Here is a 19,325-nt window from a genome sequence, read left to right as displayed (position 1 = left end):
GCCTCCTGGGACAGCGGCCCGCGACCCCCTACCCTGACGGCATGGCCGCCACCGTCACGCTCAGCGATGTCGCACGGGAGGCGGGCGTCTCGCTCGCCACCGCGTCCCGTGCGATCAACGGCAGCGCCAACCGCACCGTCCGCGAGGACCTGCGCGAGCGGGTCCTCGCGGCCGCGTCCCGGCTGCGCTACTCCCCCGACGCGAACGCGCAGGCCATGGCCCGGGGGCGCACCACGTCGCTCGGCCTGGTGGTGCACGACATCGCCGACCCGTACTTCTCGTCGATCGCCGCCGGCGTCAGCGCCGCCGCCGACCGCGCGGGACTGGCCGTCACGCTCGCCAGCACCCGGCACGACCAGTCCCGGGAGAGGGGCCTGATCGAGGTCCTGCAGCGGCAGCGCGCCCGCGCCATCATCATCGCGGGCGGCCGCACCGACGACGAGGCGCTCAACGCCGAGCTCCGCCGGGCCTTGGCCGACTACCGGGCGGGCGGCGGCTCGGCGGCGCTGGTGGGCCAGCCCGTGCTGGGCGTGGACACCGTGGTGATCGACAACGCGGCCGGCGCGGCGGCGCTGGCGCGGGCGCTGCACGGCCTGGGCTACCGGCGCTTCGCGGTGCTGGCGGGCCCTGCGGGCCACCTCACCGCACGCGAGCGGCTCGACGGGTTCACGGAAGGGCTGTCCGAGCAGGGCGTCACGCTGGACCCCGCTGATGTGATCCGGTGCGCGTTCACCCGCGACGGCGGGTACGAGGGCATGGAGGAGCTGCTGCGCCGCCGCGGCGCCGTCGAGCTGGTGTTCGCCGTGAACGACGTGATGGCGGTGGGCGCGATGGCCGCCGCCCGGGACGCCGGGGTGGATGTGCCCGGCGAGCTCGCTGTCGCCGGCTTCGACGACATCGTGACGTTGCGCGACGTCACGCCGCCGCTCACCACCGTGCGGGTGCCGCTGGTCGAGGTGGGGGTCGCCGCGACCGAGCTGGCCCTGGCGCCGCCCGCCGACGAGCCGCGCCTGGTCCACGTGGAGGCCACCGTGGTGCTGCGCGCCTCGACCCCGCCGCGCGACCCCGCGGCCTCCTGACTGCTCCTCCCCCCACCGCGGCTCGTGGGGCGTGGTCGCTGTCCGCACGGCGAACGGCGCCGGCGCAGCCCGTCGTGCGGGCTGCGCCGGCGCCGTGGCCGCGGTTCAGGGGGCCTACTTCTGGGTGGCGGCCGTCACCTCGGCGGTGAACTTCGCCGCGGCGTCCTCCGGGGTGATCTGGCCGAACAGGACCTCCCCGTTGATGCGCTTGATCAACGGGACGACCTCGCCGGCGCCCACCGGCGGCACGGCGACCCCGTCGACGATGTCCTCGCGCAGGCCCTCCAGGAACTCGGCCGACTGCTTGTCCGCGTCGCTGAAGTTGGGCGTGACGGCGGTGCGGACCTCGAGGTTGGCCGGGAGCCCGCGGTCGGAGAGGAGCAGCTGGCCGGCCTCGGTGCTGTTGAGCAGGAAGTCGACGAACAGCGCGGCCTCCTCGGGGTGCTTGGAGGTCTTGGCGATCGAGTAGTACATCGCCGGCTTGAAGTACATGCCGGTGCGCTTGGACTCGGACTCGCCGGGGAACCGCAGGATCTGCAGCTCGCGGCCCGAGGCCTTGCTGATCGCGCCGAGCTGGTTGGTCCACCACACGCCCATGGCGCCCGTGTTGGTGCCGAGCAGCGAGCCCTCCGGGCCGGCGCCGTCGATCTCGACGGACCGCGAGGCCTCCGGCTGGCCGCCGGACTGCTGCAGGGCCAGCGAGATCTTCCACCAGTCGGCCATCAGGCTGTCCTTGTAGCCGAGCGACCCGTCCTCCTTGTAGAGCGACTGGCCGTGCTGGCGGGCGTAGATGGAGAACGCCGGCTCGTTGAACCCGTAGTCCTGCGTGCCGAACACGGCGCCGCCGCTGGCCTCGGAGATCTTCGTGGCGATCTCGACGTAGTCGTCCCAGGTCCAGGTGGTGTCGTCGGGCATCTCCACGCCCGCGTCCGCGAAGGCCTGCGGGTCGGCGAGGACGACGTAGGCGTTGACGCCGGTGGCGACGCCGTAGGTCGCGCCGTCGAAGCTGCCGGACTCGGCGACCGACGGGTCGATGCCGCTGGTGTCGAGGGTGTCCTCGACCTCGCCGAGGTCGAGGAGCACCCCGCGGGTGCCGTACTCGCGCAGGTACCGCTCCTCCTGCGTGATGACGTCGGGCGCGTCACCGCCCGCGATCGAGGTGGACAGCTTGTCCCAGTACCCGTCCCACGTGGTGAAGTCCGGCTCGACGGTGATGTTGGGGTGCTTGGCCTCGAACGCGTCGATCACCTGCTGGGTGAGCGCGTGCCGGCTGTCAGACCCCCACCAGGAGAACCGGATGGTGACCTCCTCGTCGGCGGCGTCAGTGGCGCTGGTGGGGTCGGCCCCGGAGTCGGATCCGGCGCAGGCTGCCAGTGCGAGGGCCGCGGCGACGGTGACGGCGGCCAGGCGCACACCCGGCCGCGCGAGGCGGCGGGGGCTGGTGGGAAGAGACATCGTGCTCCTTCGGTGCGGGAGGTGGTGGGACCGGTGGATCACTTGATCCCCGTCGTGGCGATGCCCTTGACGAGGTACTTCTGGCCGAGCAGGAAGATGAGGAACAGGGGGATGAGCGAGACGATCGACATCGCGAACATGGGGCCCCACGAGCTCTCGCTAGACGAGTCGATGAACGACCGCAGGGCGATCGGCACCGTGTACATGTCCGGCTTGGTGAGGAAGATGAGCTGGTGGAAGAAGTCGTTCCACGTCCAGATGAAGGTGAAGATCGCGGTGGTCGCGAGGGCGGGGACCGACAGCGGCAGCATCACCTGGGCGAAGATCCGCACGTGCCCGGCGCCGTCGATGCGCGCGGCCTCGTCGAGCTCACGGGGCAGGCCGCGGAAGAACTGCACCATGAGGAAGACGAAGAACGCGTCGGTGGCCAGGAGCTTCGGCACGATCAGCGGCAGGAAGGTGTTCACCCAGCCGAGCTGGGAGAACAGGATGTACTGCGGCACGATCACCACGTGGATCGGCAGCATGATCGACATGAGCATGATGGCGAACCAGATCTTGCGGCCCTTGAAGTTGAGCCGGGCGAACGCGTAGGCGGCCATCGAGCACGAGACGAGGTTGCCGAGCAGCGCCCCGAGGACGAGCACCGCGGAGTTCAGCAGGTAGTGGCTGAACGGGTGCGAGAGCGCGTTCCACCCAACGGTGTAGTTGCTCATGTCGATCTCGGAGGGCAGCAGCGACGGGTCGCGGAAGATCAGCGCGCTGGGCTTGAGGGAGCTCGCCAGCATCCACAGCAGCGGGTAGATCATGATCAGCCCGAAGGCGATGAGCACCGCGTGCTTGAGCACGGTGCGGAGCCGGGCGCGGGCGGTGGGCCGGCGCCGGGCGAGCGGCGGGCGGGGGCCGGCGACGGCGCCGGGGGTCCGCGTCGGGAGGCTGGTCGCGGTGTCAGTCATCGTAGAAGACCCAGTACTTGGAGACGACGAAGTTGATGGCGGTGAGCCCTGCGACGATGGCGAGCAGGAGCCAGGCCATCGCGGAGGCGTAGCCCATGTCGAGTGCCCCGAAGCCCTTCTGGTAGAGGTAGAGCGTGTAGAAGAGCGTCGAGTCGACGGGCCCTCCGCTGCCGCCGCTGACGACGAACGCCTGTGTGAACGACTGGAACGCGTTGATGACCTGGAGCACCAGGTTGAAGAAGACGATGGGAGTCAGCAGCGGGAGCGTGATGGCGAGGAACTGCCGCACCTTCCCGGCTCCGTCGATCTGCGCGGCCTCGTAGTACATCTCCGGGATCTGCCGGAGGCCCGCCAGGAAGATCACCATCGGGGCGCCGAAGGTCCACACGTTGAGGATGACCAGCGTGCCGAGCGCCGTGTCGGGGTGCGAGACCCATCCCTGCCCCTCGATGCCGAACACCCCGAGGAACTGGTTGACCAGGCCCTGGGTGCCGAACACCTGGCGCCACAGCAGCGCGATGGCCACGGAGCCGCCGAGCAGCGAGGGCAGGTAGTACACGGACCGGTAGAAGGGCAGCCCACGCACCCCCCGGTCGAGGAAGAGCGCGAGGGCCAGCGCCAGGGCGAGCTGCAGCGGGATCGACACGAACACGTACGTGAACGTGACGCGCAACGACTGGTGCAGTCGCGCGTCGTCGAGCATCCGCGCGTAGTTGTCCAGCCCTGTCCAGCTCGGGGGCTGCAGCAGGTTGTAGTCCGTGAAGGACAGGAAGAGCGAGGCGAGGATCGGCCCCACGGTGATGAGCAGCAGGCCGATGAACCATGGCCCGAGGAACAGCAGCGCGGCCTTGTTGTCACCCCGCTCCGAGGGGGCGATGGAGGCGGGGGCACTCCCCCGGAGCTTGCGGAGCTCGGCGATGCCGGCCACGTGTCACCACCCCCGTGGGGGATCGGTGACGGCAGGGGCCGTCTGATGGCGCTGGACGAGGGTCATGCACACTCCCGGTGGATCTTCATTGATGCCCGAGCAACTGCTGGAAAGCGCTCTCCGTCTGTGTAGTAGTTTGGTACCAGTCGCGAAGTTGTGATGTCAACCACACCCGCACAGGCCGGCTCCCCGCCGGCGCCACGTGAGACGGAGCCCTCGTGCCGCAGCCGCCCGGCCCCACCCGGCCGCTCACCGACCAAGAACGCCTCCGACCTGCGGAGATACCCCCGCAGACGACCATGAAACCACCGACCGTGGCACTTGTCGGAGTGCACGGCCACGGAACATCACATCTTGGTCACGCCCGGGACCTCGCTGATCAGGGCGTCCTCCGCCTGGTCGCCGTCGTGGACCCCCGGCCCCTCGTCGACCCCTCGAGGGGCGCCCCCGGGGCGCGCCCGGGCGCCCGGCTCGCGATCGCGGACCCCGAGCACCCGATCCCCTGGTTCCCCGACCTCGGCGCGCTGCTCGCGGCCGGCCCGCCGGACGTCGTGATCCTCTGCACCCCGATCGACACCCACGCCGACCTGGCCGAGCGCGCCGTGCGGGCGGGCTGCGACGTGCTGCTCGAGAAGCCGCCCACGGCGACCCTCGCCGAGCTGGTCCGCCTGGTCGACGTCGCCCAGGGCCTCGGCCGCGCCGTCCAGGTGGGCTTCCAGACGTACGGCTCCCACGCCCTGCAGGCCGTCCGCGAGATCGTGGACGGCGGTGAGATCGGCCAGGTGCGCGGCATCGGGGCGGTCGGGACCTGGGTGCGGGACGAGGAGTACTGGGCGCGGGCGCCGTGGGCCGGCCGCCGCACGCTCGGCGGGCGCCCGGTGGTCGACGGGGTCACCACCAACCCGCTGGCCCACGCGGTCGCCACCGCGCTGCTGCTCGGCGGCGCCAGCACCGTGGACGACGTCCAGGAGGTCGAGCTCGACCTGTACCGCGCGAACGACATCGAGGCCGACGACACGAGCAGCCTGCGCGTCACCACCCGCGCCGGCCTGCGGGTGGCCCTCGGGCTGACCCTCTGCGCCGACACCCACACCCCGCCGCGGATCATCGTGCACGGCAGCGCGGGCAGCGTCGTGCTGCACTACACGCGCGACGTCATCGAGGTGACGGGCAGCCACGGCCACCGCACGATCGAGCGCGGGCGCACCGACCTGCTCGAGAACCTGCTCGCCCACCGCGCCAATTCGGAGGGGACCCCGTTGCTGGCGCCGCTGAGCGCCACGGGCGCGTTCATGCGGGTGCTCGAGGCGGTCCGCAACGCCCCGGCGCCGCGCCAGATCGCCGCCGAGCACGTCGACCGGGTGCACGACGCGCTGGGCGCACGCCTGAGGGTGCGCGACGTGGCGCAGTGGTGCGAGCGGGTCGCCGACGACCTGCGCACGTTCGAGGAGCTGGACGCGCCGTGGACGGTGCGCGCATGAAGGCGCCGCCGTGGGAGCCGAGCCCCGCGTGGGGGCCCTCGGCCACCCTGGCCGAGCTCGCCATCGACGGCGTGGCGGTCGCGGTGTGCGCCGACGGCTCCGGCGCCCCGGAGTTCGACTCGCCCCGCCCACACCTGCATCCCGTGCGGACCCTCGCCGGCGTGGTGGTCACCGACGCCGCTCCCGCCGACCACACCTGGCACGTGGGCCTCGGCCTCGGCGTCCAGGACGTCAACGGCCACAACCTGTGGGGCGGCCGGACCTATCTGCGCGGGCCCGGCTACACCTGGCGGCGCGACCACGGACGGATCCGCCACGACCGGTCGGATCAGCCCGCGGCCACCGCGCTGGCGCAGCACCTGACCTGGCTCACGGGCGACGAGGAGCCGCTGCTCGCCGAGACCCGCGAGCTGCGCTGGGCCCGCGCCGGCGCCCACGCGTGGCGGCTGGACCTCACGTCCACGCTGACCGTGCCGCCCGGCGCGCAGCCTGTGCGGCTCGGCAGCCCTGGGGCGCACGGCCGCGTGGGCGGCGGCTACGGCGGCCTGTTCTGGCGGCTCCCCGCCTGCGACGACGTGCGGGTGCGCACACCGCTCGACCACGGCGAGGACCGGGTGCACGGCTCCGTGCCCGCCGATGGCGCCCGGTGGCTCGCCTGGTCGGCGCGGTCCACCGCCCACACCCGCGGCGAGGCGCCCGCCAGCGGCCTGTTCACCGTCGCCCTGGCTCCCGCCGATGCGATGACGGCCCGCGACCCCTGGTTCGTGCGCGTCTCGGGCTACCCCGGGCTCGGCTCCTCCCTCGCCTGGTCGGAGCCCGTGGACGTCCTGCCCTCGCTGCCGCTCCGGCGGTCTTTCCGCTGCCTGGTGGCCGACGGCCGGCTCCCCGACGACGAGGTCGGCCGGCTGCTCGACGCCCCGCTCCACCTGCTCGACGACTCTCCCGCCCCTGCCACCCCGGAGACCGGCCCATGACCACCCTCACGCCCGCGCTCACCGACCTCGCGATCCTGCTGCGTCCCGGAGACGACGTCGTGGTCGCCACGCGCGACCTGCAATCCGGCGCCACGGTGCTGCACGACGGCGAGCCGCTGACCCTGGCGCAGAGCGTGCCCCGCGGCCACAAGCTCGCGGTCCGGGCAGTGCCGGCGGGCGCGCAGGTGCGCAAGTACGGCCAGTCGATAGGCCTGGCGACTCGGGACATCGCGGTGGGCGACCACGTGCACACCCACAACCTGGGTATGGACGACACCGCCCGCGAGCACGAGTTCGGCACCGCGCGCGTCCACCTCCCCGCGCCCGACGGGCCGCCCCGCACGTTCCAGGGATACCGCCGCGGCGACGGCCGATGGGGCACCCGCAACTACATCGGCATCCTCACCTCGGTGAACTGCTCGGCGTCCTCCGCCAAGCTCATCGCCGACCAGTTCCGCGGGCCCTTGCTGGACGCGTACCCGCACGTGGACGGCGTGATGGCCCTGACCCACCAGTCAGGCTGCGGGCTGGTGCCCGCCAGCGAGGGCGCGCAGATCATGATGCGCACCCTGCGGGGCTACGCCGCCCACCCCAACTTCGCCGGGCTCCTGGTGCTCGGGCTGGGCTGCGAGATGCTGCCAGCGCAGTCGCTGCTGGACGGGCTGGACCTGGCCCCCGACAAGGTGGTGCGCACCCTGGTCATCCAGGAGAGCGGCGGCATCCGCAAGACCGTGCGGGCGGGCGTGGAGGCGATCACCGAGATGCTCCCCGCGATCGACGCGCTGCGCCGCGAGCCGGCGCCCGTCAGCGAGCTCGTGCTCGGCATGAACTGCGGCGGCTCGGACGGGTACTCCGGCATCACGGCGAACCCCGCGCTGGGCCACGCCTCGGACCTGCTGGTGGCGCACGGCGGCGCCACGATCCTCGCCGAGACCCCGGAGGTGTTCGGCGCCGAGCACCTGCTGACGCGGCGGGCCGTCTCCGAGGAGGTCGGCCAGGCGCTGCTGCGCCGGATCGACTGGTGGCAGAGCTACGCGGCGCACGGGGGCGGATCGCTCGACAACAACCCGTCCCCCGGCAACAAGGCCGGCGGGTTGACCACCATCCTGGAGAAGTCCCTCGGCGCGGTCGCCAAGGGCGGGTCGGCGGAGCTCGCGGCCGTCTACGAGTACGCCGAGCGCGTGACCGCCAAGGGCTTCACGTTCATGGACACCCCGGGGTACGACCCGGTGTCGGTGACGGGCATCGTCGCGGGCGGCTCCACCGTGGTCGTGTTCACCACCGGGCGCGGCTCGGTGCTGGGGTGCAAGCCGACGCCCTCCATCAAGGTGTCCACCAACACCGAGATGTACCTGCGCATGGCCGAGGACATCGACCTCAACGCTGGGCGCATCGTGGACGGGACCGCGACGATCACCGAGGTGGGCGAGGAGATCTTCGAGAAGGTCATCGCGGTGGCCTCGGGTGAGCCTACCGTCTCCGAGGAGCTCGACCTGGGGCAGGACGAGTTCATCCCGTGGCAGCTCGGCACCGTCACCTGACCGGCGCCTGTGCCTGTGCCTGTGCCTGTGCCCAGGTCAGCGGAAGTACGCGCCGCCGTTGACGTCGAGCACCGCGCCGGAGACGAACCCCGCGCCCTCGGAGGCCAGGTACACGACCGCGGCCGCGACGTCCTCGGGGGTGCCCGCGCGCTTGAGCGGGGTCCCCTCGACGGCGGCGCGCTGCGCGGGCTCGGGCGTGTGCGTCGCGTGGAAGGGCGTGCCGCCGATGAACCCGGGCGCCACCGAGTTCACCGTGATGCCCCGCGGGCCCAGCTCCCGGGCCAGGGCCCGGGTGAACCCGTCGAGCGCCGCCTTCGCCGTGGCGTAGGCGACGGCCCCGGTGCCGCCGCCGTTCTGCCCGGCCAGCGAGCTGATGGTGATGATGCGCCCGCCATCAGGCATGAGCGGGAGCACCGCCCGGGTGGCGTAGAAGACGCTCGAGACGTTGAGGTCGAGCACGAGGTGCCAGTGCTGGTCGTCCATGCCGGTGACGAGCTGGCGGCCGCCGAGCCCACCGGCGTTGTTCACCAGGATGTCGATGCCGCCGCCCAGCTCGTCGGCGGCCTGCACCACCACGCGGTCGACATCCCAGCTGTGCCGGGCGTCAAGCTGGTACGCGATGGCACGGCGGCCCAGCGCCTCGACCCCCGCGACGGTCTCCGCCGGGTCGTGGGTCAGATGGGTGAACGCGATGTCCGCGCCCGCCTGCGCCAGCGCGAGCGCCGTGGCCCGTCCGATGCCGGTGGCGGCGCCGGTGACCAGCGCCCGCCGACCCTCGAGGTTCTCCATGGCCACTCCCTGCTTATCCGGCACTCCTCGGTTGACGGCGTGTCGGGACCTGGCGTGACGCTAGTTCACCGCTGGGCGCGGGTCTACACCCGCAGGCCGGGCCTCACCCGACGGCCCCAGCGATCAGTCGCGGCAGGTCGTCACGGAAGGGTCAGGCCCGCGGGCAGCAGCTGGGGCAGCACCGCGCGCATCCGGCCGTGCAGCCACTCCAGGCGCTCGGTGGTCATCCGCTCCGCCGGGGCGGTGAGGCTCACGGCGGCGATGGCCGAGCCCGACCGGAGCAGGGGCACTGCCACGCAGCTGATGCCCGGCTCGTTCTCCTCGCGCTCCGTGGCGTAGCCGCGAGCGCGGGCCGCCTCGAGGGCCTCCCAGGCGGACTCGACGGCGGCGGCCTCCTCAGTCGCCGTGGCGGTGGACGGTGCGGCGCCCTCCTCCCCCGCGCGCACGTAGCCGGCGAGCGCGGCGCGGTCGGCGCCCCGGTACGCGAGCAGGGCCCTGCCCAGGGCGGTCCGCACGGCAGGGCTGCGGCGCCCCACCGCGGACCACACGCGGACCGGCCGCGCCGGCTCGACCTTGTCCAGGTAGACCACGTGCGGGCCGCTGAGGACGCCCAGGTGGACGAGCTCGTCGACGTCGCCGCTCAGCGCCACAAGGGCGGGGTGCAGCATCAGCGGCAGGTTCTCGTCGCTGAGGAAGTCGTCGGCCAGCAGCGTCGCGGAGGGGCCGAGGACATAGTGCCCGGAAGCCGCGTCCTGCACAGCGAAGCCGCGGTACCGCAGGGCCTGCAGCGCTCGGTGCACTGTCGTCTTGTGCAGGCCCAGCGAGGAGGCCAGCTCGGCGAGCGTCAGCCCGCGGCTGCCTGCGCGGGCGAGGGCCTGCAGCGCGAGCAGCGCCCTGTCGACGGACTCCACCGGCGAGGCGGACGAGGTCTCGGTCATCGAACTCTCGGGCACGATGGCCTGGTCAGGGTGGGCATGCGCACAGACTAGGCGCGCCCCCTGGCCAGCCGGGACCGCTTTTTGTGAGAGCCACGCGGGCGGCGCAGCGTGCCATGCGTGCGCCAGGGCGGCGGGGTTGAGCGGGTGCGCGGGGCGGCGCCTGTGGGCGACGTCGAGGACGGCGTCGGTGGCGCTGCCCACGAGGTACTCGGCAGCCATGGGCGCACTCCGTGCCAGTCATCAGACCTGTCGCGCACTACGTCCGTACAGAGGCACCCTCTTGTGCTCTACGGTCCTTGATTCATCAGATGAATGCTAGCCTGACGCGGAGCCATCCCCTAGTCCACGGAGCACCGCATGAGGATCACCAGCGTCGAGATCGAGGACATCCGCTTCCCGACGTCGCTCACTGCCGACGGCTCGGACGCCATGAACAAGGACGGCGACTACTCGGCCGCGTACGTCGTGCTGCGCACCGACGGCACGGCGCCCGACGGCACGCCGCTCGCCGGCTTCGGGCTCACGTTCACCACGGGCCGCGGCAACGACATCGTCGGGGTGGCCGCCCGCCAGCAGGCCGCGCACCTCGTGGGCCGCGACGTCCAGGCGATGGCAGCCGACATGGGCCAGGTGTACCGGGACCTCACCGCCGATGCGCAGATCCGCTGGCTCGGCCCTGAGAAGGGCGTCGTCCACCTGTCGCTGTCCGCCGTCATGAACGCCGCCTGGGACCTCGTCGCGCGCGTCGCCGGCAAGCCGGTGTGGCGCCTGCTCGCCGACATGACCCCCGAGCAGCTCGTCGACGTCGCCGACCTGCGCTACCTGTCCGACGCGCTCACCCGCGACGAGGCGATCGCGCTGCTGCGCGCCAAGGAGGACGGCAAGGCCGCCCGCATCGCCGAGCTCGAGGCCACCGGGTACCCCTGCTACACCACCTCCGCCGGCTGGCTCGGATACAGCGACGAGAAGCTGCGCAGGCTGTGCCAAGAAGCGGTCGACGCCGGCTACCAGCACATCAAGCTCAAGGTGGGCGCCGACCTCGACGAGGACGTCCGCCGCTGCGCGATCGCCCGCGAGGTGATCGGCCCGGAACGCACGCTGATGATCGACGCGAACCAGGTGTGGGACGTCGACCAGGCCATCGAGTGGACCAACGCGCTCGCGCAGTTCGACCTGCTGTGGATCGAGGAGCCCACCAGCCCCGACGACGTGCTCGGCCACGCGGCCATCCGCCGCGGCGTCTCGCCCGTGGGCGTCGCCACCGGCGAGCACTGCCACAACCGGGTCATGTTCAAGCAGTTCATGCAGGCCGGGGCGATGGACTTCTGCCAGCTCGACGCGGGCCGGCTCGCGAGCCTCAACGAGATCGTGGCCGTGCTGCTGCTGGCCGCGAAGTTCGACGTGCCGGTGTGCCCGCACGCGGGCGGCGTGGGGCTCTGCGAGATGGTGCAGCACGTGTCGATGCTCGACTTCGTCGCCATCTCGGGGACCCGCGAGGGGCGCGTCACCGAGTTCGTCGACCACTTGCACGAGCACTTCACCGACCCGTGCATCGTGCGGGACGCCGCGTACGCGCCGCCCAGCCTGCCCGGCTACTCGACCGAGATGCACGCCGCGTCCGTGGCCGAGTTCCGCTACCCCGACGGCTCCTACTGGGCCGCGCGGCTCGCGGCGGAGCAGGCGGCGCCCGCGGTCTGAGCCAATGCCCGCCCGGGTGTCCACGACACCCGGGCGGGCACAGCTCATCGCGCCATCCACCCGCCGTCGACGGCCAGCACCTGGCCGTGGACGTACGCGGAGGCCTGCGACGCGAGGAACACCACGACGTTGCCGATGTCCTCCGGCTGGCCCCAGCGCCCGGCGGGGATCCGCACCGAGAGCTGCTCGAGCCGCACCGGGTCGTTGAGCAGCGCCGTGTTCATCTCGGTGGCCATGTAGCCCGGCGCCACCGCGTTCACGTTGACGCCCTTGCCGGACCACTCGTTGCACAGCGCCTTGGTGAGCTGGGCGACTCCGCCCTTGCTCGCGGCGTACGCGGGCACCGTGATGCCGCCCTGGAAGCTGAGCAGCGACGCGAGGTTGACGATCTTGCCCTCGCCGCGCTCGAGCATCGGGCGCCCGAAGATCTGGCAGAGCTGGAACACCGAGCGCAGGTTCACGTCGATGACCCGGTCCCACGCCTCGAGGGGGAACTCGGCGGCGGGGTACCGGTCCTGGGTGCCCGCGTTGTTCACCAGCACGTCCACGCGGTGCTCGGCGAGCACCCGGGCGCCCACCTCCGCGATCTGGTCCGAGTCCGCCAGGTCGAGCGCGTAGAACGCGACCTCGCGGCCCAGTCGGCCCGCGAGCGCCGTCAGCTCGTCGGGGATGCCGCTGCGGCCGAAGACGATCACGTCCGCGCCCGCCTCGAGCAGCGCCTGGGAGATGCCGAGGCCCAGGCCGCGCCCTCCCCCGGTCACCGCGGCGGTCTTGCCGGTCAGGTCGAAGGCGTTGCTCATGCGTCTGCCGCTCCATCGAGGGGGGTGAGAAGGACCTTGAGGCAGTCCTGCCCCGAGGTGGCCGCGTCGAACGCGGCGGTGACGTCCTCGAGCGCGAACGCCTTCGTCGGGAAGCCGTCGAGGCCCAGGGCGCCCGAGGCGATGAGCTCGATCGCGCGGGTCACATCGGCGGACGTGTACACGCGCACGCCGACCACCGACTGCTCCTTGAAGCAGATGTCGCGCAGGTCCACCGGCGTGGGCTGCTTGTAGACCCCCACCACCACGATCCGGCCCAGCACCCGCGTCACCGCGGTCAGCTCGGCGGCGACGCTGGGATGCGCGGCGCTGTCGAACGTGGTGTCCGCGCCCTCGCCGTCGGTCAGCGGCGCGAGCGCCTCGGCCATGGTCGACCCCTCGGGCACCACGGTGAAGCCCATGCCCTCGGCGACCTCGCGGCGCCACGGGCTCGGCTCGGTGATGACCACGTGGCCCGCGCCCTCGTGCCGTGCGACCAGCGCGGTGAGGATGCCGATGGGGCCGGCGCCGTAGACGGCGACGGTGTCGCCCTGCTCCATGCCGGACAGCGCCACGGCGTGCACCGCGACCGCGAGCGGCTCCGCGAGCGCCGCGGTGCGGGGGTCGACACCCGCGGGGACCTCGTGCAGCACCTCGGGCGGGAGCGCCACGTACTGCGCCATGCCGCCCGCGGTGTCGATGCCGTACAGCCCGAGCCGCCGGCACACGTGCGCGTGCCCGTCACGGCAGGCCTTGCACTCGCCGCAGCTGATCAGCGGCTCGGCGATCACCAGGGCGCCCTCGGCGGGGCCGGTGGCCCCGGCGCGCTCCACCCAGCCGGAGAGCTCGTGGCCCATCACCAGCGGCGCCTGGGCGCGCGGGTGCTTGCCGTGCAGGATCGACAGGTCCGTGCCGCAGATGCCGTTGTACGCGACCCGCACCAGCGCCCACCCCTCGGGCACGTGCGGCATCGCGACCTCGGCGACGGCGACCTCGTCCGTGGCGGTCCAGACGGCCGCCTTCATGCTGCTCACGTCATGCTCCTGTCGTGCGGGTGGTGGCGGGCGGGCACGTGGCGTTGCGCCCTGGGGCCCCGAGGACCTCGGGGTTGACGATGTTGCGGGGCACGCGGTCCGCGCAGACCTCGACGACGTTCTCGACGGTGCGCCACTTCAGCTCGTCGTAGGACTCCTCGGTGTACCAGGCGAGGTGCGGGGTCAGGACGACGTTGTCGAAGGCCGTCAGCGGGTCGTCCGCGGGGATGGGCTCGGTCTCGTGCACGTCGATGCCGGCGCCCCGGATGCGCCCGGAGCGCAGGGCCTCGACCAGCGCGTCGCTGTCGATCACGCCGCCGCGCGCGGTGTTGACCACGATCGCGTCGTCGCGCAGCAGCGCGACCTCGGCGGCGCCGATCATCCCGCGGGTGGTCTCGGTGAGCGGCACGTGCACCGAGACCACCTGGGAGCGCTCGAGCAGCTCGGCCAGGGACACCGAGGGGAAGCCGTGGAACGTGGCCGCCCCCGGCTCCGCGGCCACGTCGTAGCCGATCACCTCGTAGCCCAGCCCGGCGGCCTTGCGGGCCGTCGCCGTGCCGATCAGCCCCATGCCGACGACCCCGAACACCCGGGCCCGCGTCTGGTACAGCGGACGGACAGCGACGAGGTCGAACGAGCCGGCGCGCACGCCCCGGTCGAGTCGCGGGATGCCCCGCGCCACGGCCAGTGCCATCCCGATCGCGTGGTCGGACACCGCCTCGGTGCCGTAGTCCGGCACGTTGCACACGGCGATCCCGCGCGCGGTGGCCGCTGCCACGTCGACCGAGTCGACGCCGACCCCGTAGCGGCCGATCGCCCGCAGCTCGGGCAGGGCGTCCATCACCTCGGCGGTGATCTTCGCGTACTGCACCAGGATGCCCTGGGCGCCGGCCGCGTTGGCGACCAGCTCCGCGGCGTCCCTGGACTGGGTGAGGACGAGATCGGCCCCGGCCGCGTCCACCACTGCCTGCTCGGCGGTGAACGTGTCGTGGTCGCACTCGGTGATGACGATGCGCACGGTGGCTTCCTTGCTACGAGGTGTCGGCGTTGACAGGCCCGGGCGGGTGGGACCGGCGGCTCAGCGGGCCAGCCAGCCGCCGTCCACGGGGAGGATCGCTCCGTGCACGTAGCTCGCGGCGGGCGAGCACAGGAACAGCACGGCGCCGGCGATGTCCTCGGCCTCGGCCCAGCGGCCGGCGGGGATGCGCGACAGGATCGACTCGCTGCGCTCGGCGTCCCGGCGCAGGTCGTGCGTGTTGGCCGTCGCGACGTACCCGGGGGCCACCGCGTTGACGTTGACGCCCTTGTCGGCCCACTCGTTCGCGAAGGCCTTGGTCAGGCCCGCGACGGCCGACTTCGACGCCGTGTACCCGGGCACGTTGATGCCGCCCTGGAACGAGAGCATCGAGGCGGTGTTGACGACCTTGCCGTGGCCGCGCGCGATCATGCCGCGGCCGATCTCGCGCGTGAGCACGAACGTGGTGCGCATGTTCACGTCGAGGACGTGGTCGAAGTCCTCGTCGGGGTGCACCGCGGCGGGCACCCGGCGGATCGTGCCGCCGTTGTTGACCAGGATGTCGATGTCGAGGTCCACCAGGCGGGCGGCCAGCTCGGCGACCTGCGCCCGGTCGGAGAAGTCGGCCCGGATCGGCGTGAACTCGCGGCCGACGCCCTCGATGGCGGCGCGCGCAGCGCTGTCGCCCTCGGGCATGTCGTGGCTGACGCCGATGATGTCCGCGCCGGCCTTGGCCAGGGTCGTCGCGATCGCCAGGCCGATGCCCTGGCTCGCGCCGGTCACGACGGCCAGCTTCCCCTCGATGCTCAGGAGGGACTCGGCGAACTGTGCGGGGGTCTGGGCTGCGTTGCTCATGTGTCTGCGCTTCCTATGGGTCGTGCGGTGCACGGCGACACGCACGACTGCGTGGCGCCGACGGTCAGTCCCGGGCGTGGTAGCCCAGGGCCTCGGAGATCAGGTCGGCGGCGGCGATCGCCTCAGGGGCCATCGCCTCGACCTGCTCGAGGGAGTGCTCGAGGGTGAGCGTGGAGATGCTCAGCCCGTACTTCACGGCGCCCGTGTGGTCGCGGACGGGGGCGGCGACGCAGGCGACGCCGGGGACGTTCTCCTCACGGTCGAGCGCGTACCCGACCGACCGGACGTGCGCGAGCTCGCCGCGCAGGTCCTCGAGCGTCGTGATCGTGTGCTCGGTGCGGCCGGGCAGGCCTGCGCGGGCGACGAACCGCGCGACGGCGTCGGCGCTGTAGTCGCTCAGCACCACCTTGCCGATGCCCGAGGAGTGCATCGGGATCGCGTGGCCCACCCGGGACGGCATCTTGTAGGGCTTGTCCGAGTCGGTGCGGATCAGGTACACGATCTCGTCGCCGTTCGCGGCGCCCACGTGGATCGTGCACTTGACCCGGTCCACGAGGTCGTCGACGAACGGCTGGCAGATGGCCGAGATGTCGATGCGCTGGAGCGCGAGCCCGGCGAGCGACAGGATCTTCGGGCCGGGCAGGTACCCGCCGTCCGATCCCGTCGCCACGAAGCCACGCTCAGCGAGGGTCGCGAGGATGCGGTGCACGGTGGCCTTCGCCAGCCCCGTCGCCTCCACCACGTCCGTGAACCGGGGATGCGCCATCGCCGCCTCGAGCACGAGCAGCGTCTTCTCGCTCGCGCTCACAGCGCCGGTGCCCTGCGGGGCGTCCTGGTTCTCGACCTCGTTGACCATGGTTTCTGCCTGTCGTGTGGGGTGGTGGTCGGTTCCGCGACCGACGTCATGCCTGTCGTACCAGGTCGGTGTCGGAACCGAGTCGCTTTCAGCGCATGTCGGCGACGGGGAAGGTGTCCATGTCGTCGAACGACTGGTTCTCCCCCGCCATGGCCCACACGAAGCTGTAGCTCGCGGTGCCCACGCCGGAGTGCACCGACCAGCTCGGGGCGATGGTCGCCTGGTGGTTGCCGACCACCAGGTGCCGGGTCTCGGTGGGCTCGCCCATGAGGTGGATGACGCGCGCGTCCTCCGGCAGGTCGAAGTAGAGGTAGGCCTCCATACGGCGGTCGTGCGTGTGCGCCGGCATGGTGTTCCACATGCTGCCGGGGTGCAGCGTGGTGACGCCCATGACCACCTGGCAGCTGCGGACGCCGTTCTCGTGGATGTACTGGTTGAGCGTGCGGCGGTTGGAGGTCAGCGCGTCGCCGAGCTCGCGGACGTTGCCCTGGCCGGCCTCGACCAGCGTGGTCGGGTACGCGGTGTGCGCGGGCGCCGAGACGGCGTAGAAGCGCGCCGGGCCCTGGTCGCCGGAGGGGTCCGTCGAGCCGAACACCACGTCGCGGGCGCCACGGCCCACGTACAGGCAGGAGCCGTGCGTGAGGGTGTGCACCACGCCGTCGACGGTCACCGTGCCGGTGCCGCCCACGTTGACGATGCCCGCCTCGCGGTGCTCGAAGAAGTAGTCGCTGCGGATCTCGGGGAACGTCGGCAGGGCGACGGCGGTGGTCACCGGGAGGACCCCGACGAGCACGACGCGGTCGTGGTGGGTGTAGACGGCGTTGACGTCGTCCGGGACGAACAGGTCCTCGACGAGGTACCGGCGCCGCAGCTCGGCGGTGTCCATGCCCGGGACGTGCTCCGGGCTGGTGGCGTAGCGCTGTTCCATGACATGCCTTTCCGTGCGTGGGCCGCGTACGGGACGCGTGGTCCGCCGGCTCCGAGGGAGCGGTGCGCAGCGGGCCCTATATATAAGGAGAGAAGTCGGGGTGCTGGGCGGGGCACGGGGGACGTGCCCCGCCCAGCGGTGCCTCCACCTACGGCATCACCAGTCCGAGGGTGGTCGGCAGCCAGAGGGACAGCGCCGGCGTGAAGATGACCACGATCAGCATCACGATGAGCGCGCCGAAGAACGGCAGCAGACGGCGGATGACGTCTTCGATGGCCAGGTTCGCGACCTTGGCCCCGACGAACAGCACGGGTCCCACCGGTGGGGTGATCGTGCCGATGCACAGGTTGAAGACCATCATGATGCCGAAGTGCACCGGGTGGATCCCGAAGCTCGTGACGATCGGCAGGAAGATCGGCGTGAAGATCAGCACCGCCGGCGTCGGGTCCATGAAGCAGCCGATGATGAGCAGCACCACGGCGATGAGCAGCAGCAGGACCACCGGGTTGTCGCTGATCTGGAACATGGCGTTCGAGACCATCGCCGGGATCTTCGCGTACGACATCACGAAGCCCATGACCGACGAGACGCCGATCAGGAACATGACCACCGAGGTGGTGCGGGTCGCGTCCATGAGGATGCCGGGCAGCTCCTTGACCTTGATCGCCCGGTAGATGAAGGACAGGACCAGCGAGTACACGACCGCGATGCAGGAGCCCTCGGTCGGGGTGAAGTAGCCGGCCAGGATGCCGCCGATCACCACGACGATGAGCGCCAGGGACGGCACCGCGTCGAGGATGATCTTGGCGCCCTGGGCGAGCGTGATCTTCTCGGTGACCTTGAGCTCGGGACGCTTGCGGGCGTACAGGTAGACCACGACCATGCAGGTCACGGCCCACAAGATGCCGGGGACGTAGCCGGCGACGAACAGCGCGGCGATCGACGTGCTCGACACGAGCGAGTAGACGATCATCAGGTTGCTCGGGGGGATGAGCATGCCGGACGGCGCCGAGGCGATGTTGGTGGCCGCGGCGAAGTTCTTGTCGTAGCCCTCCTTCGCCTGCAGCGGCCCCATCGTGGAGCCGACCGCGGCGGCGGCCGCGACGGCCGATCCGCTGACGGCGCCGAAGAGCGCGTTGGCCGCGACGTTGGCCTGGGCGAGCGAGCCCGGGGCCTTGCCGACCATCACCTTGGCGGCGTTGATCAGCCGTAGCGCGATGCCGCCGTTGTTCATGATCACGCCGGCGAGCACGAAGAACGGGATGGCGAGCAGGGGGAAGGAGTTGATCCCCCGGAAGATCTGCTGGGCCGAGGTGAGCACGCCGTTCTCGAAACCGAGGATGACGATCATCGCCACGGCGGACGAGCCACCGACGGCCACGCTGATCGGCGCGCCGATCAGCAGGAGCACGACGATGCCCAGGACCAGGACGAGGCCTGCGAGTGCTGCGATATCCATGGTGTCGTCCTCCTTTACAGAAGCTCGGGCTCGGCTTCCTCATCGACGGCCTTCTCGGCGCCGGTGAGGATCCGGATCAGGTGGTAGAGGGTGTAGAAGCAGATCAGCACCCCGGCGATCGGCAGGGCCAGGTACATCGGCCCCACGTTCACGGGCAGGCCCGTGAGGTTCTGGTCCCACGCCAGCGACACCACGCGGTAGCCGCCCCAGGTGAGGACGAGGGCGGAGAAGGCGAGGATCGCCACCTGCACCACGACGGTGAGCCAGACCTGGACGACCTTGGGGAGCGGACGGACGGCGAAGTCCACGGCGATGTGCCCGCGCTCGCCGAAGACGAGCGCCGCCCCGAAGAGGCCCAACCAGATGAACAGGTACTTGGCGAGCTCCTCGGACCAGCCGCTGGGGCTGTCAAGGACCTGCCGCGCGAAGACCTGCCACGAGACGTCCACGACGAGCACGGCGAACAACGCCACGCAGGCCCACGTCAGGATGCGGTCCAGCGCATTTTTGACTGCGGTCATGTCAGACCTCTTCGGGACGAG

The 19,325-nt window shown here is 71.8% G+C and carries 18 protein-coding genes; 5 read left to right on the top strand and 13 right to left on the bottom strand.

Annotation, left to right across the window (positions count from 1 at the left end; translation table 11 throughout):
• Positions 1 to 41 precede the first annotated feature (41 nt).
• The gene (locus NP064_RS02290) at positions 42 to 1,079 is read left to right on the top strand and encodes a LacI family DNA-binding transcriptional regulator (RefSeq protein ID WP_227568130.1); all 1,038 of its coding nucleotides are present in this window, start codon (positions 42 to 44) and stop codon (positions 1,077 to 1,079) included.
• Between the two features lie 114 nt (positions 1,080 to 1,193).
• Here NP064_RS02290 and NP064_RS02285 read toward each other — a convergent pair whose 3' ends face one another.
• Genes NP064_RS02285 through NP064_RS02275 form a run of 3 tightly spaced genes read right to left on the bottom strand, consistent with a single transcriptional unit; the run spans position 1,194 to position 4,418 of the window.
• Positions 1,194 to 2,534: an ABC transporter substrate-binding protein gene (locus NP064_RS02285; protein ID WP_227568131.1), complete on the bottom strand. Its 1,341-nt coding sequence runs from the start codon at positions 2,532 to 2,534 to the stop codon at positions 1,194 to 1,196.
• A 38-nt stretch (positions 2,535 to 2,572) separates the two neighbouring features.
• Positions 2,573 to 3,490, bottom strand: coding sequence for a carbohydrate ABC transporter permease (locus tag NP064_RS02280; protein WP_227568132.1), 918 nt, complete (start codon positions 3,488 to 3,490; stop codon positions 2,573 to 2,575).
• Positions 3,483 to 4,418, bottom strand: coding sequence for a carbohydrate ABC transporter permease (locus tag NP064_RS02275; protein WP_372456337.1), 936 nt, complete (start codon positions 4,416 to 4,418; stop codon positions 3,483 to 3,485). Before NP064_RS02275 ends, NP064_RS02280 begins: the two co-directional genes overlap by 8 nt.
• 299 nt (positions 4,419 to 4,717) lie before the next feature.
• Between NP064_RS02275 and NP064_RS02270 the strand changes: the two genes are divergently transcribed.
• From NP064_RS02270 to NP064_RS02260, 3 genes are read left to right on the top strand one after another with little or no spacing between them, the layout of a single operon-like run.
• Positions 4,718 to 5,899, top strand: coding sequence for a Gfo/Idh/MocA family protein (locus NP064_RS02270; protein ID WP_227568133.1), 1,182 nt, complete (start codon positions 4,718 to 4,720; stop codon positions 5,897 to 5,899).
• Positions 5,896 to 6,873, top strand: a complete 978-nt coding sequence (locus tag NP064_RS02265) for a DUF6807 domain-containing protein (RefSeq protein ID WP_227568134.1) — start codon at positions 5,896 to 5,898, stop codon at positions 6,871 to 6,873. Before NP064_RS02270 ends, NP064_RS02265 begins: the two co-directional genes overlap by 4 nt.
• Positions 6,870 to 8,414 carry a UxaA family hydrolase gene (locus NP064_RS02260; protein WP_227568135.1) on the top strand — a complete coding sequence of 515 codons (1,545 nt, stop codon included), beginning with the start codon at positions 6,870 to 6,872 and terminating at the stop codon, positions 8,412 to 8,414. The genes NP064_RS02265 and NP064_RS02260 overlap by 4 nt, the downstream gene beginning before the upstream one ends.
• Positions 8,415 to 8,450: 36 nt before the next feature.
• Here NP064_RS02260 and NP064_RS02255 read toward each other — a convergent pair whose 3' ends face one another.
• Entirely contained in the window at positions 8,451 to 9,203 is a 753-nt protein-coding gene (locus NP064_RS02255) for an SDR family NAD(P)-dependent oxidoreductase (RefSeq protein ID WP_227568136.1), read from the bottom strand.
• Between the two features lie 140 nt (positions 9,204 to 9,343).
• On the bottom strand, positions 9,344 to 10,141 hold the full coding sequence (locus NP064_RS02250) for an IclR family transcriptional regulator (protein ID WP_227568137.1): 798 nt from the start codon (positions 10,139 to 10,141) through the stop codon (positions 9,344 to 9,346).
• A 357-nt stretch (positions 10,142 to 10,498) separates the two neighbouring features.
• Between NP064_RS02250 and NP064_RS02245 the strand changes: the two genes are divergently transcribed.
• Positions 10,499 to 11,839, top strand: a complete 1,341-nt coding sequence (locus NP064_RS02245) for an L-fuconate dehydratase (RefSeq protein ID WP_227568138.1) — start codon at positions 10,499 to 10,501, stop codon at positions 11,837 to 11,839.
• Positions 11,840 to 11,883: 44 nt separating this feature from the next.
• On the opposite strand, the gene NP064_RS02240 is transcribed toward NP064_RS02245, so the two are convergent.
• The 8 genes from NP064_RS02240 to NP064_RS02205 form a co-directional block, all read right to left on the bottom strand.
• Entirely contained in the window at positions 11,884 to 12,639 is a 756-nt protein-coding gene (locus tag NP064_RS02240) for an SDR family oxidoreductase (protein ID WP_256813761.1), read from the bottom strand.
• On the bottom strand, positions 12,636 to 13,661 hold the full coding sequence (locus tag NP064_RS02235; RefSeq protein WP_227568171.1) for a zinc-dependent alcohol dehydrogenase: 1,026 nt from the start codon (positions 13,659 to 13,661) through the stop codon (positions 12,636 to 12,638). Before NP064_RS02235 ends, NP064_RS02240 begins: the two co-directional genes overlap by 4 nt.
• Positions 13,662 to 13,671: 10 nt before the next feature.
• Positions 13,672 to 14,688, bottom strand: coding sequence for a C-terminal binding protein (locus NP064_RS02230; RefSeq protein ID WP_227568140.1), 1,017 nt, complete (start codon positions 14,686 to 14,688; stop codon positions 13,672 to 13,674).
• Between the two features lie 60 nt (positions 14,689 to 14,748).
• Entirely contained in the window at positions 14,749 to 15,540 is a 792-nt protein-coding gene (locus NP064_RS02225) for an SDR family oxidoreductase (RefSeq protein ID WP_227568141.1), read from the bottom strand.
• 64 nt (positions 15,541 to 15,604) lie between these two features.
• The gene (locus NP064_RS02220; RefSeq protein ID WP_227568142.1) at positions 15,605 to 16,396 is read right to left on the bottom strand and encodes an IclR family transcriptional regulator; all 792 of its coding nucleotides are present in this window, start codon (positions 16,394 to 16,396) and stop codon (positions 15,605 to 15,607) included.
• 88 nt (positions 16,397 to 16,484) lie between these two features.
• The gene (gene kduI / locus NP064_RS02215; protein WP_227568143.1) at positions 16,485 to 17,324 is read right to left on the bottom strand and encodes a 5-dehydro-4-deoxy-D-glucuronate isomerase; all 840 of its coding nucleotides are present in this window, start codon (positions 17,322 to 17,324) and stop codon (positions 16,485 to 16,487) included.
• 148 nt (positions 17,325 to 17,472) lie between these two features.
• Positions 17,473 to 18,783 (bottom strand): TRAP transporter large permease, encoded by a 1,311-nt coding sequence (locus NP064_RS02210; RefSeq protein ID WP_227568144.1) that lies wholly within the window; start codon positions 18,781 to 18,783, stop codon positions 17,473 to 17,475.
• Positions 18,784 to 18,797: 14 nt separating this feature from the next.
• The gene (locus tag NP064_RS02205) at positions 18,798 to 19,304 is read right to left on the bottom strand and encodes a TRAP transporter small permease (protein WP_227568145.1); all 507 of its coding nucleotides are present in this window, start codon (positions 19,302 to 19,304) and stop codon (positions 18,798 to 18,800) included.
• Between the last annotated feature and the right edge of the window lie 21 nt (positions 19,305 to 19,325).

The sequence above is a fragment of the Cellulomonas chengniuliangii genome (genome assembly GCF_024508335.1).
Lineage (GTDB): Bacteria > Actinomycetota > Actinomycetes > Actinomycetales > Cellulomonadaceae > Cellulomonas_A > Cellulomonas_A chengniuliangii.
The sequence above is the reverse complement of the archived record's forward strand: the minus strand, read 5'-3'. Positions and strand labels throughout refer to the sequence as shown.